Source organism: Streptomyces sp. NBC_01551 (genome assembly GCF_026339935.1).
Taxonomy (GTDB): Bacteria; Actinomycetota; Actinomycetes; order Streptomycetales; family Streptomycetaceae; genus Streptomyces.
The window spans coordinates 14,325-31,121 of sequence record NZ_JAPEPX010000002.1 but is presented as its reverse complement, the minus strand read 5'-3'; the positions used below and the strand labels follow the sequence as shown (position 1 = coordinate 31,121).

General features: G+C 67.1%; 15 protein-coding genes and 5 pseudogenes. 12 read left to right on the top strand and 8 right to left on the bottom strand.

All coding sequences use genetic code 11. The annotated features are described in order from the left end of the window. Position 1: 1 nt before the first annotated feature. The gene (locus OG982_RS29825; protein WP_266950081.1) at positions 2-637 is read left to right on the top strand and encodes a hypothetical protein; all 636 of its coding nucleotides are present in this window, start codon (positions 2-4) and stop codon (positions 635-637) included. A 61-nt stretch (positions 638-698) separates the two neighbouring features. On the opposite strand, the pseudogene OG982_RS29820 reads toward OG982_RS29825, so the two are convergent. Further along, positions 699-1,127, bottom strand: a pseudogene (locus OG982_RS29820) (tyrosine-type recombinase/integrase); the annotation flags it as partial. Positions 1,128-1,724: 597 nt separating this feature from the next. Between OG982_RS29820 and OG982_RS29815 the strand changes: the two are divergent. Together OG982_RS29815 and OG982_RS29810 are read left to right on the top strand one after the other, a co-directional pair. Next, entirely contained in the window at positions 1,725-1,913 is a 189-nt protein-coding gene (locus OG982_RS29815) for a hypothetical protein (protein WP_266950079.1), read from the top strand. 759 nt (positions 1,914-2,672) lie between these two features. Beyond that, positions 2,673-2,988, top strand: a pseudogene (locus OG982_RS29810) (Tn3 family transposase); the annotation flags it as partial. Between the two features lie 96 nt (positions 2,989-3,084). Here the strand turns inward: OG982_RS29810 and OG982_RS29805 are convergent. Continuing rightward, the gene (locus tag OG982_RS29805) at positions 3,085-4,335 is read right to left on the bottom strand and encodes an MFS transporter (protein WP_266950077.1); all 1,251 of its coding nucleotides are present in this window, start codon (positions 4,333-4,335) and stop codon (positions 3,085-3,087) included. 179 nt (positions 4,336-4,514) lie between these two features. Here OG982_RS29805 and OG982_RS29800 point away from each other — a divergent pair, with 179 nt between their 5' ends. The 4 genes from OG982_RS29800 (at position 4,515) to OG982_RS29785 (ending at position 8,212) form a co-directional block, all read left to right on the top strand. Then, positions 4,515-4,859, top strand: a complete 345-nt coding sequence (locus OG982_RS29800; protein ID WP_266950076.1) for a hypothetical protein — start codon at positions 4,515-4,517, stop codon at positions 4,857-4,859. Then, positions 4,745-5,746, top strand: a complete 1,002-nt coding sequence (locus OG982_RS29795; RefSeq protein WP_266950075.1) for a hypothetical protein — start codon at positions 4,745-4,747, stop codon at positions 5,744-5,746. Before OG982_RS29800 ends, OG982_RS29795 begins: the two co-directional genes overlap by 115 nt. Positions 5,747-5,842: 96 nt before the next feature. Then, entirely contained in the window at positions 5,843-6,361 is a 519-nt protein-coding gene (locus tag OG982_RS29790; protein ID WP_266950074.1) for a hypothetical protein, read from the top strand. 555 nt (positions 6,362-6,916) lie between these two features. Beyond that, a complete protein-coding gene (locus tag OG982_RS29785) occupies positions 6,917-8,212 on the top strand; it encodes a PQQ-binding-like beta-propeller repeat protein (RefSeq protein WP_266950073.1) in 1,296 nt (431 codons plus the stop codon). Between the two features lie 133 nt (positions 8,213-8,345). Here the strand turns inward: OG982_RS29785 and OG982_RS29780 are convergent, their stop codons facing one another. Continuing rightward, positions 8,346-9,326: a hypothetical protein gene (locus tag OG982_RS29780; RefSeq protein ID WP_266950072.1), complete on the bottom strand. Its 981-nt coding sequence runs from the start codon at positions 9,324-9,326 to the stop codon at positions 8,346-8,348. 652 nt (positions 9,327-9,978) lie between these two features. On the opposite strand from OG982_RS29780, the gene OG982_RS29775 reads away from it, so the two are divergent. Then, on the top strand, positions 9,979-10,854 hold the full coding sequence (locus OG982_RS29775) for a hypothetical protein (protein WP_266950071.1): 876 nt from the start codon (positions 9,979-9,981) through the stop codon (positions 10,852-10,854). A gap of 232 nt (positions 10,855-11,086) precedes the next feature. On the opposite strand, the pseudogene OG982_RS29770 reads toward OG982_RS29775, so the two are convergent. Then, positions 11,087-11,212: pseudogene (locus OG982_RS29770) on the bottom strand (NADP-dependent oxidoreductase); the annotation flags it as partial. 33 nt (positions 11,213-11,245) lie between these two features. After that, positions 11,246-12,433, bottom strand: a complete 1,188-nt coding sequence (locus OG982_RS29765; protein WP_266950069.1) for an MFS transporter — start codon at positions 12,431-12,433, stop codon at positions 11,246-11,248. Between the two features lie 78 nt (positions 12,434-12,511). Between OG982_RS29765 and OG982_RS29760 the strand changes: the two genes are divergently transcribed. Beyond that, the gene (locus OG982_RS29760) at positions 12,512-12,901 is read left to right on the top strand and encodes a MerR family transcriptional regulator (RefSeq protein ID WP_250050332.1); all 390 of its coding nucleotides are present in this window, start codon (positions 12,512-12,514) and stop codon (positions 12,899-12,901) included. A gap of 326 nt (positions 12,902-13,227) precedes the next feature. On the opposite strand, the gene OG982_RS29755 is transcribed toward OG982_RS29760, so the two are convergent. Next, positions 13,228-13,617: a GNAT family N-acetyltransferase gene (locus OG982_RS29755; protein WP_266950065.1), complete on the bottom strand. Its 390-nt coding sequence runs from the start codon at positions 13,615-13,617 to the stop codon at positions 13,228-13,230. A gap of 62 nt (positions 13,618-13,679) precedes the next feature. Continuing rightward, positions 13,680-13,955: pseudogene (locus OG982_RS29750) on the bottom strand (UDP binding domain-containing protein); the annotation flags it as partial. A gap of 202 nt (positions 13,956-14,157) precedes the next feature. Here OG982_RS29750 and OG982_RS29745 point away from each other — a divergent pair. Both OG982_RS29745 and OG982_RS29740 read left to right on the top strand, forming a co-directional pair. Next, a complete protein-coding gene (locus OG982_RS29745; RefSeq protein WP_266793776.1) occupies positions 14,158-14,838 on the top strand; it encodes a hypothetical protein in 681 nt (226 codons plus the stop codon). 418 nt (positions 14,839-15,256) lie between these two features. After that, positions 15,257-15,688: a VOC family protein gene (locus tag OG982_RS29740; protein WP_171166537.1), complete on the top strand. Its 432-nt coding sequence runs from the start codon at positions 15,257-15,259 to the stop codon at positions 15,686-15,688. Between the two features lie 68 nt (positions 15,689-15,756). Here the strand turns inward: OG982_RS29740 and OG982_RS29735 are convergent. Then, positions 15,757-16,216 (bottom strand): annotated as a pseudogene (locus OG982_RS29735) (transposase family protein); the annotation flags it as partial. Positions 16,217-16,481: 265 nt separating this feature from the next. Here OG982_RS29735 and OG982_RS29730 point away from each other — a divergent pair. Then, the gene (locus OG982_RS29730) at positions 16,482-16,793 is read left to right on the top strand and encodes a trypco2 family protein (protein ID WP_266793773.1); all 312 of its coding nucleotides are present in this window, start codon (positions 16,482-16,484) and stop codon (positions 16,791-16,793) included. The last annotated feature ends 4 nt before the right edge of the window (positions 16,794-16,797 follow it).

Sequence of the window (16,797 nt, the reverse complement as noted above, 5' to 3'; positions counted from 1 at the left end):
CATGGAGATTGCGCCGGAACTACAAGCAATTTCGAACGTTTCGGATCCTGAACTGGTGCTGATCTGTGCCGCAGCGGCGGAGCGAGGTGCTGCCTTCTGCCGAGCCCTCGGCCGATCGGAGCAGATTGAGTGGGTCGATGCCTCGCTCGGGCTCGCCTGGGCGGCAGCTGCCGGAAATTCCGTGCAGGATGAGTGCGCAGAGGCCCTGGATAAGCTGGATATGGAATCTCAGGATGACGAGGATGATTCGTCTCGACCCGAGTTCTATGCGGCCCAGTCTGTGGCGTTGGTTGGAAACGCCCTCGCGGTTTCATTGAGGCCATCTGCGGCCAAGGCGGAGATGTCCATCAACGCCATTAGGTCACTACTCTCCATGCTCGACTTCAAGCTGGGAGGAGAGAAGCCTGTGATTGTGAGGTACGGAGATCCGTCTCCTGCGCCGGGGCCCCTCGTCCAGATGGAGATTGACGCAGAGCGTGAAGTCATTGACCTTCTCGCTCGGGGGGCAACGAATTTCAGCTTGGGTCTGGATCTCTCCTCGGCTCTGACTCCAATCCAGGCATCAGCGACCGAATTCGGTGCAAGGCTTATGCCCTCCATCGAGGAGGTAGCCGAGCTTCGCAACTGGGAACTCTAGTGGCGCGCTGAATCATCGAAGCCTCGCCAGCAAGGACGCTGGCGGGGCTTTGACGGCAACGTCAGTGGACGCTCGCGACAGAAGGTGGGCCGTCAGTGCCGTCGTTCTCGGCATTGAGCGCGTTGTTGAGGGTGTCGACGGCTTGTCGTTGGAGGCGGAGTCTTACGTGGGCGTAGACGCCGGCGGTGACGCCGATGTGGGCGTGGCCGAGGAGTTCTTTGATCACGACGAGATCGACGCCCTGCTCCAGTAGGAGCGTGGCGGTTGAATGCCGGAGGTCGTGGAAGCGGATACGGCGGAGCCCTGCCTGGTTGAGGAGGCCGCGGAAGCTGCGGGTGAGGTTGGCGGGGTCGAGTGGTCCACCAGTTGATGTGCTGAAGACCAGGTCGACGTCCGTCCAACCCACCCCTGCCGCCTCACGCTCTCCTTCCTGATGTTCGCGGCGTTCCTTGAGGGAGCGGCTGCACTCGCTGGGGATAGCCGTCTGACGGCAACGCCGACGGCAACAGGGGCGCACAACACAGCACTTCCACGCACGCTCACGGACTGGCCGAATTCCGCTGACCTGCGAAAACGCAGATGACGGCACCTCGGCACGCACACGTACTATGTGCTCGCAGGAGCCACCCCAGTTCTCGTCCACAATTGTGGGGGAGGCGCTAAACTTCTTTCAGCCGCGAACAACAGGGATGTTGGGCCTGTTCCTGGATGGTCCGCACCAAGGGCACCGTCGGCACCCTGGCTAGAAGACAGCAATGCGGCCGGTGGGAGAGTTTTTACCTCAAACCGAACTATTACGCAGGAAGACTTGGTCGGCATCGTGAGGGACGGCGTTAAGCGTGGAGATGACGTCCATATCCTCACTGGAACCCATGGCGATAGTGCTGGCGTCATGACTCCGGAATCCAGCTTTTACGTTGAAGATGTTGGTCGTTTTGGGCGACTCTCTGGTGTCACGATTCACGATGTCCCGTCCATGTCGTCGGAGGCGATGAGTCGAGTTCTGGAAAGCCCAGGGACTGTTGTCGGAGCGTTCTGTCACAGCGCTATTTGCCTCAAAACCTACAGATAAGCCAGGGAGACGTTTATGAGCACCGAGTCAGGAGAGCCGAAGCGTGAATATGTCGGCTTTATTCAGATCGCTGGCCAGCCGGAAATCCAATTGCGGCTGATGGCTTCGTCGCCGAGTGAAGCAACGGCAATGGTCGTCGAGCAATATGGCGAGGGGCACGTGATCTCGGTATGGAACGAAGAAGACGCCAGGCGTCCCAGGTAGTGTCACCTCTACTCCGAGGTTCTCACGACGGCTCGACTGAACGATTTTGGGTTACGCCAAGACCTGCTGCGGATTAATAGCGGAAGTTGCGACTGCCAGGCGTGATGGACCTCGTTCGGAGCCTGGTGTTGGCAATTAGGTGAAGTATTCCAAAAGTTGGTGTGGGGCCCGTCAGGCTACGTCTTGGCTGGCCCCAAGCCGGTTCTGGCGGAAACGGTGATGGCAAACGTCAGCCAGGGTCCAGGCCATGCAGAAGAGGCCATCCTCAACACCCCGGTTCCGTCAGCAGCGAGTCCAGCACCGCCCGCTGCCCAACGCTCAGCAGCCCGTGCACGGTGTCCCACAGCTGCTGGTTCGCCACTTTGGGATATGACCCAGATGCGCCAGAAACCCGCCACGGGATGATCTTGAGCGCCTGAGCGGGTCCGCCGTCACGATCGAGAGGACCGCGTATCCGCGGTCGTCGAAGCCGGGCTGGAGCTGCCGGGCTTCACCGGACGAGCTCGGCGAGACCGGGATGTGGCTGACCGGCTTCGCATCGGGGAAGATCACCGACTTCACCGGTGAGGCGGACGCCGCGGACGCGCCTGGGCTTCGGGACTGGAACCTGGTGAAGCGGCTCGCGCAGGTCAAGCGGGCCAAGGCGGAGCAGGAGAGCATCCGGGAGCAACAGCAGGCCATCGTTGAGGCGTTGATCGGGAACTACCGCACCGTGCTCCAGCACATCGACGCCGACAGTCCCGTCCAGGCCGCCCGGGACTCTCGGATGCCCCGCTGCGTCGGCGGGTCACCGCGGCCACGAACAAGGTCGAGGCGTTCAACGGCTTCTCCCAGTGGATCGGCTTCGGCAACGGCGGCGTCATCACCGACAACGACCCCGTCGAGCAGGAGAAGACCGCGCGAGGACCTGGCCCACATCTCGCCGTACCTGACCGAGCACATCCGCCGCTTCGGCGAGTACTCCACCCACGAACTCGGCATCCAGCCCGAGGCGTACGACCCGCATCTGGACGTCGACTTCAGTCCGCTGCGCGGCGATGGCCCCGACGCGGACGGCTACGGCCCGGCGGCCTGACCACCCGTGCCATGCCGCTACTCCAGCGGCAGCGCGATGCACACGCACGCCCACCGTTCCACGCCACGCGGAAGACTTCCGGTACCTACTCCCTGATCATCGCGTCGCTTTCGCAGCAACGTCCGGCTGCGGCCGGGTCCGCATACCCCAGCGGGCAAGAGATGGGCCGACAGCACCCAGCGCCGCGAAGAACAACGCCAGCAGCAGCCAGCCTGCCGTGCCGAGACCAAGCACCACCGTGGTGAGGATCGCGGGGGCAAGAGCCTGACCCGCGCTGAAGCCGAGACCGAGGACACCCTGGTATTGACCCTGGGCGTGGTCGGGGGCAAGACCGAAGCCCAGGGCAAAGCACGCCGAGGACTCCCAGACTTCTCCCAGGCTGTGGACGAAGATCGCTGCCAGGACCAGTCCCGCCGCGGCCCAGACAGGGGCGTACGCCGCCAGCGCCATCATCGGGCAGCTGACGAGGAAGAGCAGCCCCGCAGTGCGAAACGCCCTGCCGCCGTCGTGCGGGGTCTCGATACGCGAGCCGATCCTGGTCTGCATCAGCACGCAGAAGGCGGAATTGACGGCGAACAGCGCGGCCACAGTCCAGCGCGGCGCTTCGGTGTGCTCGGAGATCCAGATCGGCAGGAGCAGGGAAACCACCGGGTACTGCAGTCCCATGGCCCCGTAGAGGGCGGTGAACGTCAGGAACGGACGGTCCGCGAAAGCGAGCCAGCGGCGCTGCTGCGGCGGTGCCGCCAGCACCGGGTAGCGAGGTAGCAGGAGCAACAGCGCAGCACACAGGGCGAAGCTCGCCGCGTTGCCGAGGATCAGCGTGACATAGGCGCCGCGGGTGTTCGCGGCCAGCGCCAGCCCGGCGCCCACCGTTCCCAGGACGACGCCCAGGTTGACGAAGGTGCGCAGCTTCGCCCGAAACATGGCCGGGCGATCACCCCCGACCCGGACCACCAGAGCGCCCCAGGCCGCCCCACCGACCGCCGCGGCGATCTGGTCGACCGTCGCGATGATCGTGAGCGCGGTCCAGCTCTCGACGAGGACGAGGGCCGCCATTGACACCGCTTGGACCGCGAGGGCCAGCATCATGATCGTGCGCGCGCCGCGCCGGTCGGCGAGATGCCCGCCGGGTATCCCCGCGCACAGGCCGATCACTCCGGCAATGGTGAGCGCGGCACCGACCTGCACTGCGGGCAGACCCACGACCAAGGTGAAATACAGCGCCGACGCCGCGTTGAACAGACCGTTGCCGACCCGGTTTACGAAACTGGCGGCGACCAGCACGCGCTCCGGCCTGCTGTCCCCCGCCATGCGGCCTATTCGGCCTGCCGAGCCGCCCTTGATCATGGACCGCAGGCTAGCAGCGGGTGGTGCCGCAGAACTCGCCGCAGTCGTAGCAAGATCGCGTGCCCCAACGGCGACGCGGCCCCGACGTGGCGTCGCCGATCCAATCAGATCCGATGACGGCTGATGACAGGGTTTGCTGACAGCTAGGGTCGAATGCGACCACCATCACGGGGAGCGGCATGGCCAACCTGGTCGACAAGCGGGTGTCGACCGACCGTCAGAACCTCGTCCTGGACGAAGCCGGGATCGAGGACCCGGTCGTCTTCGAGGAGCAGGCCGGCATCTCCAGCCGCCTCCACCCGCTGGAGCGCCCGAAGTTCGGCGTGCTGCTGACGTACGCGCGGCCGGGTGACACCGTGCACATCTCCGAGATGTTTCGCCTGGTGCGCGGCACCGGCACATTCTCGACGTGCTCGACGTCCTGCACCGCGACCGCCTCGCCCTGCGCATCCACGACGGCGCGTTCTCCGCGATGGACCTCACGGCCCGCCACCCGCGCACCGGAGAGCTGCTGTCCACCGTGACGTTCATGGTGCAGACCCTCGCCGCCGCCGGCGAACTCCAGCGCGACCTCCAGCGCGAGCTGACCTACGACGGGCTGCGGACTGCGGGCTGCGGAGGCAAGGGCAACAAGGGCGGGCGCCGCCCCGCCGTCCCGGCCGACAAGACCGACGCCGTACGCACCGCGTACCGGGAAGGCCGGCGGCCAGAGCGACATCGACGCCTGGTACGCCGAGAACAGCGAGCACAGCCGCAACTGCCTCAGAGCCTTCCTCAACTGGGCCATGCAGAGCCGCCAGTGCCGGCGTTTGCTCTCCATCCCCGTGATGAACGTCTCCCGACGAGCCGCACTGGGCGAGACGAGCGCCTGGACGCGCTCGGCCGCCTGCTGACCGACGCAGACACGCCGATGCGTCTTCGTGTCGCCGGCGTCATCGTTCTTCTCTACGCGCAACCCGTCACCCGCATCGTCCAGCTGACGGCCGACGACGTGCTCAACGACGGAGAAGCAATGCTTCTACGGCTCGGGGAACCCGCCTCACCCGTCCCTGCACCAGTGGCATCCCTGCTGCTGGAGTACATCGCAGACCGCGACAACATGAACACCGCCACCAACCAGGCACCGCGCTGGCTCTTCCCCGGCCGCCGGGCAGGCCAGCCTGCCCGGCCCGACCACCTGTCCGCCCTCTTGCGCGAGATCGGTGTCCCGGTCGCCGCTGCCCGCGGCGCCGCCATTCGACAGCAATTCTTTGAGCTGCCTGCCCCCGTCGTCGCGGTCGTTCTGGGCTGCCACGACAAGGCCACCGGCCGCCTCCTCAGGGAGACCGGCGGGACGTGGAGCCGATACGCCGCAGGCGACCACCTACGGTCACCATCCGGCTGGACGGCACGGCGAACTGACGGGGGCTGAACAGGCGAGCCCACCAGTACCAAGACCATGGAAGCGGCCCTGCTTCCCGTCCTCCTGAGCCCCTGAGGGATTCTTGCCCACGTGCTTACAGTGCAGATGAACGACGCGGCGGCGGCCCTCCTCGGCGCATGGACAGGACTCGCACCGACACAGCCACCACAGGGACTGACAGCTGGCCTCCGTGATCTCACAGCCAACGGCATCGCTCTCCACGGGGACGCCGTGGTGCTGACCGATACCGTCCGTCACCTGCCCGACACCGGACCCGGAGGCTTCATCGACCTCACCGCGTGGGAGTGCAGCGTCAACAGCTTCCACCTTGAGGATTTCGTGCCCGTGACCGTCGACGTCCTGGATGACGGCGAGCCCGTCATCGCCGAGGCCGATCAGAGGCTACTGCTGGCCCAGGGCCTCACGCTGGCCTTGCACGTCTGCCATCTCGGCCGTTCAGCCGAACCTCCACTCCAGATCCGATGCATCGTCAGCGCGAGTACCACCAACGGGACCTTCCGCTTCCACCGCATCCGCGCAGGCCGGCAAGAGCACCATCCGGACCTGGACAGGTACGCGCTGGAGAAGATGATCGTCATCGACACGGGCTTGTCGAGTTCCTGACCTGACCCGGCAGAAGCTCCCCAATCCTCCAGCCGCATCCGTCCAGGACTGCGAACAGTCACCACCAGGCTTCCTGCGGCTGCGAATGCGCGACCGTTGATTGCGCGAGCTCACCAGTACCGAGGACCGACTTCGCTGCGCTGCGGCAGCGGTTCTTCAGCTGATGGCAGCGCTCGAACCCCGAAGCCCATCCGGCTTAAGTTACTTGTAACAGACCAGCCGCCACCCACTCACCGGCAGGCGCCGGCCCCGCCCCGCGCCGTACCCGTGGGCACCGGACCTTGGTACACCCGCGGGCAGGGGAGGGGTGGCCTGGGTCTGTTACAAGTAACTTAATGTCCTACTCACGCGGGCCCCGTGATGCGGCGGCAGCTCGACGCTGCCCGGGCGCCTGCCGGGGCGGGGCGCGGAAACGATCTCTGGCGCGGGCCAAGGGCGCGTGGATCAGGTAGGGCGTCGTGTCACCCGCATCACCTCGGCAGTAGCGGAACCGGGGCGTATTCTCCCCGAGTGGATCATCGGTCCACGCCGTCCCGCCCAAGGAGTGAGGCACTCGTGCGTACCACCAAGCCGCTGGCCCTCGTCTTGTCTCTGACCGCCTGCATGGCCACCGCGTGCAGTTCGGGCGGCGACAACGACAAGCCGAGGAGCACGGCGGCGCCGACTGCGGCCTCGTCCCCATCCGTGCCGCCGGAGCCGCAGCTGGTGCCGCACGATCCGCCGGCCTGGTTCGACACCGGCAAGGAAGTTGCTCTGCCCTCGGCGGCGACAAAGGGCAGGCTCAATCTGGCCGGGCGGACCCCCGGCGGGGGTAGCGTCCTGCCCCTCGTTCTCGCCGACGGTCGAGCGATCATCGCCTCGCCGGACCGCCTCCAGGCCTTCAACCTGGCGACCGGACAGGTCGAGGGCGAGATCGCACCCCAGGGTCAGGTACTCCGCCCGGACTCTGATGGCGACGTCCTCCCGCCCCTGGTGGTCGGCGGGGTGGCCCTGGCGCCGTTCCTGATCACTGAGCCCGCCTCGGGCACCCGCGCTGCGGGTGCCGCGCTGGAGCTCCTCGCGTCCCCCGCGACCGGCAGGCCTGCGGTCTCTTGGCGGACCGTCGTCAAGGTGCCCGACTGGGTGACGCAGTCCTCCGGCGCGGTCCAGGTCTCTGCGGTCGGCGCCGGGGGCGGCACCGTCGTGGTGACCCTGGCCGGCCGTAGTGGGAGCGGCAAGGCGATCTCCTACGGCATCGACATGGCCACACACGCGCTGCGCTGGACCCAGCAGGATGTGGAAGTGCGGCAGGTAGGCGACGGGGCCGCCACGGGCTTGCTCCACGTCGAGAACCTCGACTCCATCCCCGTCAGCTTCGATCTCGCGACGGGCGCTGAGCGATGGCGTGGTGAGAAGGTCTTCCAGGCCGGCATGTACGACGCCGGACCGGCAGCGGTACGCGTACGAGGACACCGCCCGGACGGCAAGTACGTCGATCAGCTGATTGCGCCGGACAGCGGACGCGTACGCGGCAACATGCCCTCGGGTCTCAGCAGCATAGGCTGCACGCACGACGAGGCGAAAACCCTCCTCTGCTTTGGCTCCGCTGCGGTCACTGCCGTGGACCCGGCCGACGGCCGCATGCTGTGGCAGCTCAAGGAGGGAGGCGACGACGGCCGCCGCGTTCCGCAGATCACCGCCGTCTGGCACGGTCGCGTATATGGCATCGGCCCCGCAGGCCCCGTCACACTCGATGCCCTGACCGGTACCGACATGCCCACCAAGCCCGAGGCGGCACCGATCCTCGTCAACGCGTACGTCGGCCTGGTCCTCGACGAGGGAAGGCTCACCGGCGCCCCGACAGGTGGGTGAGGTCCGGGCTGCACAGGGCGGACGGACTTCCGATGTCCCTTCTCAGGGAAGCAAGCCTCGTCTCAGTGAACTCAGTCGGCGCCGCAAGTGCCTCTTCTCCTGAGCCCTTTCGCCCAGCGCTGCGGATCAGGGGTCATCGTGAGTGATCGCCGGGGGAATAGTGAGGCCAGGTTCCTCCGGCTTCCTCGTCGTCATGCGTGGCGGAGTAGGCGCCGCCATTCGCAGCATGGCGGGTGCCGCGGGCAACGATCCGGGCGAGCACGTCGAGGCGCTCGGCGCGGAAGTCGGTGAGCTCGGTGAGCTGCACCTTCTTCCTCCAGTACTGCAGCTGCGGCCAGTAGACCGGATGCCACCCGCGGAGCGTCGGCCCCATGCCTTCCGCTTCGGCCCACGCGGCGTCGGCAGTGCAAATCGTGGCCGTGTAGCCGAGGCCTGTCGAGTCCACGCAGACTTCGTAACCGTCGTAGAACGCGTAGGCGACCCGGATGGTCCAGCTCTCGAGCTCCTCGACTGGAACCTGAATCCTCGGCTCCCCCAGCGTCTTCACTGTCGCGCCGCTGAAGTCGTAGGGCGCCGGCACCTGCTCGGAGCCCAGCCACGGTCCCGCATCCGCAGGGCGGCGGCACCACGACCGGTTGAGGTCCACGAGATCCTCGCCGAAAACCGCGACGAGCCTGGCATGGGCACGCTCCGGCTCGAGGAGTTCCCGGCGTTCCACCTCCAGGCTGTCGAGCTGTGCGCGGTCGACCTCGCCGACGCAGTAGTCCCAGCTTTGGGGGACGAGGCCGTGCGCCCGGGTGAAGGCGTTCTCGCCACGATTGGAGTACCAGACGTGAACCGTGTCGCCGTCGATTTTCGTCACGGAGAGGTGCACGCCGTCCAGCGTGCAATTCGCTGCCACGTCGTACTTCTCGGAGAGCTCGTCCAGCGACACGAGCCGCGCGGGCTTGCCCCACTGGACCCCGCTCGCGAGCTCCCCGAGCTCGTCATCCCCGTCGAGCGCGGTCAACCAGATCGCACCAGACCGCTCCGAATGACCGGCCTCGAACAGCCGCCCGCGCCACCGCGCCAGACTCAAGCCGATGTACTTCTCCAGTTCCCGCTCCCCAGACATGCGGCCACGATAGAGAACCGGCCGCTCGCACAGGTCCTCCGGGTCCCCGTTCGCCGGGATGCTGCTGGACTACCTGGGCCAGCGCAGCCTGCCGAGTAACCGCATTGCCGCAGGTCAGCCATATCCGTTGTTTTTGCGGCCGATGATCCGGCTACCCCTAATTGGCCAACCGTTTTCAGACATCGGCCCTGCTCGTCGACCCACCGCCCGAGCCGACGTCACCCTCCCTGCGCCAGCGGGCGTAGTGCGTACCGCACCACAGCTTCGTCCGCCGCGGCCGCTCACACCCCGAGATCGTGCACTGCCGCGACCGCTCACACCCCGAGATCGTGCACTGCCGCGACCGCGGCGCCGCCGGCGCGGTGGAATACACCCGCACCGGAGCATCCGGTGCGCCGTACTTCTTCCACCTCCAGTAGTGCTTCGGGCACCATCCCCGCGACTCCGCCGCGTCCTGGCACGCCTCCACACTGCACAACTGCCACAGGACATCCGTCGTCATTCCCGCATGGTGAACCGGGGCAGCAGTAGCCCCGGTTCACCATGCCCGCACACACGCTCGAACCACCCTCTCGGCTCGGCGACGCGCCGGCGGCCTGAACGCCCAGACCCTGCGACCACCCGCGAAGCGGAGCACGGCTAGGTTGGTCCGATGGACCACGACGTCGCCCAGCTGGTCGAGGAATGGCTGGCGGGCCCACACTCCTCCGCCAACGGCTACTTCAGCTACCAGGCCGTCGAGCACTACCGCTCTGCCGTCCTGCACTGGCTGACCGTCGGCTGCGGCACGAAAGGGAACCCCGACCCCGACCTGTACCTCCGGCCCACACTCATGGCACTCCAGAACTGGGCAATCGACTACGCTGCCGCGGCCCGGTCCCGCGATGCCGCCTGCGGAGCCGTGCGCAGCTTCTACCGCTGGGCCGAGACCGTCAAATCCGCCGGCGGACCCGGCCTCGTGCCACCCGGCACCGCGAGGGCGCTCCAGTTCCGCCGTGGCGGAAACTTCGCGGCCGGTCTACCCGGCCGGGAACTCTTCACCCCCGACCAGTGCCGCTGGCTCGCCCAGGCCGCCGACCGCTACCCCGGCACCCGCCGCGAAGGCCCCCATCGTGCCCGCGCCCTCGTCTACCTCTGCCTCAACCACTACCTGTGGGGCCGGGGCCACGAGGAGGACATCCTGCGCCCCGGCCAAATCACCGCCATGCGCCTGAACGGCCGCCACCAGGAGCAGCACCGCACCACCTGGGACGTCCCCCAGAAGAACGCGGCGTCCGACGCCACCCGCCTCCAGCCCGTCCACCGCGACGCCGTACGCGCCATCGACGAGTACCTCCTGCACCGCGCCGCCGCCCGCGACGACAGCGGCCACCTCTTCACGACAGTCAACGGGCGGCCACTCGAACCGCAGAGCCTCATCCGGATCCTGCGCACCGTCGCCGCCACCCACCCCGACCTCGAGGAGTTCGCCCCCGTCTTGTCCGCGGACGCCGTCACCCACTCGCCCGCCGCGGAGCCTGAGGCCTGAGTCAGCGTGCGCGCGGCAACGCCCGCGACAGTAGGGGCACCGGACGCAGGCTTCTCTGAACCATCGGTAGCGGGTGCGCATTACGTCTCGTCGGGGCCAATAGCGGCGTTCAGCGCGCGCAGGGCGTCATCGTATTGGCGACGGTCGAACCGGAACGGACCGAATGCCGTGTACTCGCGGGTCTTGCGATGGGGTTACTCGAAGGAGTCCCAGATCACGAGGTCGGCTGTCGCACCGGGTTCAGACTGCTGGCGACGGTACGGATCAGTACTTCGCCGGCTCCTGGAGTGGGCTGGGGGACCTCCCGGACGGACAGGACTTCGGGCCCGCCGTGGCGAGCGATTTGGATCGCGCGCATGGCGACCTCCTTTACGAGGTGAGTGGCCGGGAATCAGGCGGCGATCGGAGCTTCGTGTTCGGCATCCTTCGCCGACGTCCGTGTCCGAGGCAGGACGAAGGTGAGGGCCAATCCGATCAGGCTCAGCACCGCGCCCGCCAGGCCGGTCCACCGCAGAGCGCCGGCGGCGACGATCGCGCCGCCGATGACCGAGCCCGCTGCGGCCCCGAGGTTGAAGGCGCCCACGTTGACGGAGACCGCCAAATTGGGGGCGGCGCCCGCGTGGTGCAGGATCAGTCCCTGCAGCGGGGCGATGGTCGCGGTGGCGAGCAGGCCGAGTACCAGGACCGCGGCCACCGCGGTGGGCTGCCACACCACGGCGAACGGGACGAGCAAGAGCGTCCCGGCCAGCCCGCCGAAGACCCCGCGTACGGTGGCGCTCATCGACTTGTCGGTCAGCTTTCCGGCGGTGAGGTTGCCGAGGAAGCTGCCCGCGCCGTAGGCGAGCAGCAGACCGGAGACCGCCGTGGCGGAGAAGCCGGAGACGCGGGTCAGCAGCGGGGCGATGTAGGTGAACACCGTGGCGACGCCGGAGAAGCCCACTGCGGTGGTGGCGATGGCGAGCATGACCGGCCGACGTGCCACTACGCGTATCTCGTCGCGCAGTCGCGTGGACGGTGCCTCCTGCCGGGGCAGTACGGCGGCAAGCAGCATGGTGCCCACCAGGGACAGAACGGTCAGCACGGCGAACGGAGCCCGCCATCCGGCGCCCTGCCCGAGCAGTGCCCCCAGGGGTACTCCGAGGAGCGTGGCCACGGTGAATCCGGAGGCGACGGTGGCGATGGCCGAGCCCGTTTTCTCGGCCGGGACCACCTGGGCCGCCGTCACCAGCGCCAGGGCCAGGAACGCGGCGTGACTGAGCGAGGACACCATGCGGCCCACCAGGAGCAGGCCGAACGACGGGGCCACGGAGCTGATCGCACTGCCCGACGCGAACAGCAGCATCAGGCCGATGGCGAGCCCCTTGCGCGGCAGTCGCGAGGTCAGCAGGGCCATGAGTGGCCCTCCGATCACGACTCCGAGCGCGTATGCGGTCACCGCTTGTCCGGCGGTGCCCACAGAGACATCCAGATCAGCGCCGACCTGGGGCAGCAGCCCGGCGATCAGGTACTCCGAAGTACCCACGACAAAGACGCTCGCGCACAACGCGGCGAGCGTCGCGAAACCCTTGTTCACCGTCATGCCGCAGACGCTAAAGTCTCACATCGGTATGAGAGTCAAGTCGAACGGGCAAAGCCGCGCGACCATCAGGAGGTCCAGGTGCGCATCGGTGAGCTGTCCCGACGGACCGGCGTGGCCGTGCACCTGCTGCGCTACTACGAGGAACAGGGTCTGCTCCACCCGCAGCGGCGCCCCAGCGGATACCGGGAATACGTCGAAGAGGACGTTGCCATCGTCCGCCGCATCCGCAGCCTGCTGGCCGCGGGCCTGGGCACCTCAACGATCACCACAGTCCTGCCGTGCCTGCGGGACACCGGCGACCGCCTCGTCCCCACCTGCTCGGACTTGCTCGCCGACCTCCACCAGGAGCGCGACCGCATCGCTCGGGTCATCAGCGACCTTCAGACCTCCATGGACGCACTCAATGACGTCATCGCTGCGGCCCCGGCCGACGTCACTCGCCGGGCACTGGCCTCACTCGACGTGTAGACGAATCAGCTCTCACAAACGACCCTTTCCCGGAACAAGATCGAAAGCGATCGGCGGGGCCATCGCGAGCCGGATGGGTCCCTCTGCCGTAGTCGCCCAGTCGCCCAGTCGCCCAGTCGCCCAGGCTGCTCGATGCGTTGAGGACAAGCTGCGGGCGCACCTCGGCCATGACGGCATCCAGGCTGCCACCGTCCCGCAGATCAAGGGGGTACCAAACAGTTGGGGAGGCGTCGCCTGGCTTGGTCGCGTAGGTCGCGATGGTCGTGTGCCCTGCTGCTCTCGCCTGCCGGATCAGCTCGGCCCCAGGAAGCCGCTGCCGCCAACGATCAGTGTGGCTGCCAGGCGTAGCGGACGTCTGGCTCGCGCTCGTCGTTGCGTCGCCCGTCCGTCCGCTCGACCGCGATGAAGCCGTGCCGCTCGTAGAACCTCTGTGCTGGTTCGTTGACCTGGAACGTCCATAGCGTCAGCCCGTCGGGCTGCTGCTGCTTGGCCAGGGAGCTGAACCGGTTGCCGAGGCCCTGCCCACGCCACGCAGGGTCGAGGTAGAGCTGTTTGAGCTCCTTCCCGTTGAGCACCAGGAGCCCCACGAGGTGGTTTCCGGTCTCTGCCACCCAGGTCTCGTACTGCGGCACGAGCAGGCGGGCGAACCAGTCGTGTACCTCGGCTTCGCTGTGCGCGCAGCGCACGGTCGGCAGAGCGGCGGCGAAGGAACGCATCCGGGGCGTCCGAGCTGGTGAACGCTCCAGCCGGCCATGCGCCAGGGCTCCGGGTCGAGGGTGGTGCGGCAGTCGACGAGCAGCGGGCTGGCCGCGCGGCCTGCCAGGTCCTGGGGGTTGGCCTGCTGGTATTCGGGCCATTCGGTGGCCAGGACGACGAGGTCGGCTCCGTCGACGGAGGCGGCCAGGTCGTCGGTGTAGTCCAGCTCCGGGTTGCGGGCCATGGCGGTGGCCACGGCCTGCGGGTCGTGAACGGTGACGGTGGCGCCGGCCTGCTGGAGGGCGTGGGCGAGCGCGAGCGCCGGGCTCTCCCGCCGGTTGGCCGTCTTGCGAAGCAGTCAGGCGCCGGCGGCACAGACTGTGGTGGCGCCGAGACTGCCAAGGAATTCGGGCAGTCGGGCCCAGTCTGTCCGGTCGGCTTGGCCCGTACGACTGCTTCGGCCCTACCTCCTGGGGGTTTGGTCTGTTACCAGTAGGTGCGGTACTCGTGCAGACCTTCCTGGGTCGCCTCCGTCGCCCTCGGCGCGCAGGCTGAAGACCATGGAGACGGTTGCCGCAGACGAAGCCGGGGGAGGGGAGCCGACGCCGGGCAAGGGAGTACCGCACGGTGTGTTGCAGGGTTGGATCTCGGCCGTCATCAGTCTGACGGCTCTTGGGCTCTCCATCGTGAGCCTCACGCTCAGCATGGACCCCCCAAGCGTGAATACGACCCTGCCTCATATCCTGCGCATCGGGCAGAAGGACAATACCTTTATCTTTCTGCAGCCGGTTCTGTCCACACGCAAGAAGGCCCAGGATGTCGAAATCATCACGGACATTCAACTCGAGCTGCGGCCGGAGAGACCCGCTGATCGTTCCAAGAGGCCCAAGTTCTGGTGGGACGAGGTGATCAAGTGGAAGGGGGAGCCAGAGGACGGCTACTCACACATCAGTGATCCAACCCTGTTCATGGTCACTCAGGGCGAACCCCAGCAGCCAGTTCTCAGCTTCGTGGCAGAGGACTGGAGCTTCGCCGCAGGCACGTACCAGGGAACCTTGACGCTGAAGCGCGAGAGCAGCCAAGAACCTGTGACAACAAAGTTTTGCCTGACTATCACGGACAACGACCTCAAAGAATTCCGCGACCAGAAGGACCCTACCTGGTGGTTTCCCTACCGAAACGACGACCCTGACGAGGTCGAGAAATATTACGGCTGCTATGCAAGATGGTCAGGCTACTGACGGCAGTCGTGTACCGGCCTGCGGGGAGAATAAGAACTATCAGTAGTGACAGCGGGCCGATCTTGGTTCCGATTCGGTGACTTGTCTGTCCGTCAGCGCACCGTCAGCGGGTCTCCTTCGCGAAGAAAGCCGTGGCCCGCTTGAGGATGTCGACGTCCTCGCGCAGGGGTCGTTGTAGTCCACGAACTCCAGGTCGTTGACAGTGGTCGCCGAATCGGGAGCCGGCCTGATCGTGTGGCCGGCGTACTGCCACGCCTTCGCCGTCGTCCACCGAGCTGCGCGACCTCGACTCGGACTCGCCCCTGACACACGGCGCGGCAGCGACGGCTGCTGCTGGAGGCGGGGCGGGCCGTCCTCCCGGCAACGTGTGGATCCACCCGCCCGGGGAGATGGGCAGGGCCCCTGTTATCGTGCGCCGATGTCAACGATCAAGCAGTTCCAAGTGACCTTCGACTGCGCGGAACCTGCGCGGCTCGCCGCCTTCTGGTGCGAGGTGCTGGGGTACGTCGTACCGACAGTCCCGGAGGGCTTTGCCACGTGGGAGGAGTACCACCACTCGCTGCCGCCTGAGGACGAGGTCTACTTCGCGTGCGCTGATCCCTCGGGTGTGGGCCCGCGCGTGCTCTTCCAGCGAGTTCCCGAAGGCAAGGTCGTCAAGAACCGGGTGCATCTTGATGTGCGGGTCGGCACAGGGCTCGTGGGTGACGAGCGCCTGGCCACACTCGAGGCCGAATGCGCACGGCTGATGGCGCTCGGCGCGAAACACGTGCTGACGCAGCGCGCCGATGGCGTCAACGAGTCGTGCATCACGATGCAGGACATCGAGGGCAACGAGTTCTGCCTCGCCTGATTCTCCTCCGAGACTGCGAGGGGGGAGCCGTCTCCCGGGGACCTCTCAGGTCTCGTATGCGGCAGAAGCTATCCCGTGAGAGCGAGGTTGTGCAGTCGGGCGATGCCGAGCATGGCGCGTCCGACCCCGTCGCCCTTGAGACGGCACCCGCGGAGGATCTTCCAGGTCTTCATGCGGGCGAAAACGTGCTCGCCGCGGGCCCGGACCTGTTCGTGCGAGCGATTGTGCTCGCGCTTCCAGCCCGGCAACTCTTCGCCCGGGGTGCGGCGGTGGGGCATGAGGAGGCCGGTGCCCGGTTAGCCGCGGTCGGCCATCGTGAGGGCCCTGCTCGTGAGGGCCCTGCCCACGGCGGCCTTCGCGCCAGACTCCTCCCATGCCCGGCAGTCGTTGCGATTGCCGGGCAAAGGCTCACCGACCACAACGACCGGTGCCGTCGACTACCAGCAGCACCCGGTCCTCCAGCGGCAGACCCCACGGCCGCCCCTGGCCCGGGGAGCTGGCGCCCTCGCGGCGAAGCGCGATCACGACGGCGTCCACCACGCCATGCTGGGCATCGCACGGATGCACAACCTCGCCCTCGGCGGATAGGCGAGCGGCCCCGCGCGGCGGCTGACCCTGCCCGAAACGACTCGGAGATCATTTACGGGACAGCCATTAGTCGCTGAACTCCGAATCATCAAGCACCATTTGAGTCAGCATCAGTCCACTGCATCATTGATCGACTTCGCCCCTAGGGACCGTCCTGCTCGGCTATTCTGCTCGCCCACGCTCAAAGACGAGGGGACACGGGTCAATGGCGCACGAGTGGATGGAACTGTCCGAGGCGATCCGGGTACTGCGGGAGCAGCTGCTGATCGCCAAGGCCGCCGGCCAGGACAGCGAGGTGGCCTTCTCCGTCGGAAAGGTGGAGGTCGAACTGGGTCTGGAGGCCCGGTGGTCCGGCGGCGGCGGCGGCAAGCTCCAGTTCGGCGTGTTCGCCCTCAACGGCAAGGGTGAGTACTCCTCCGGAACGACGCACAGGCTGCGCCTCGAACTGCTGCCCAGGGACGGTGAAGGCCAGACCCTGGAGATCAAGGGCCGGGTCAACGAACTCCCGCCCCGCTGACCGG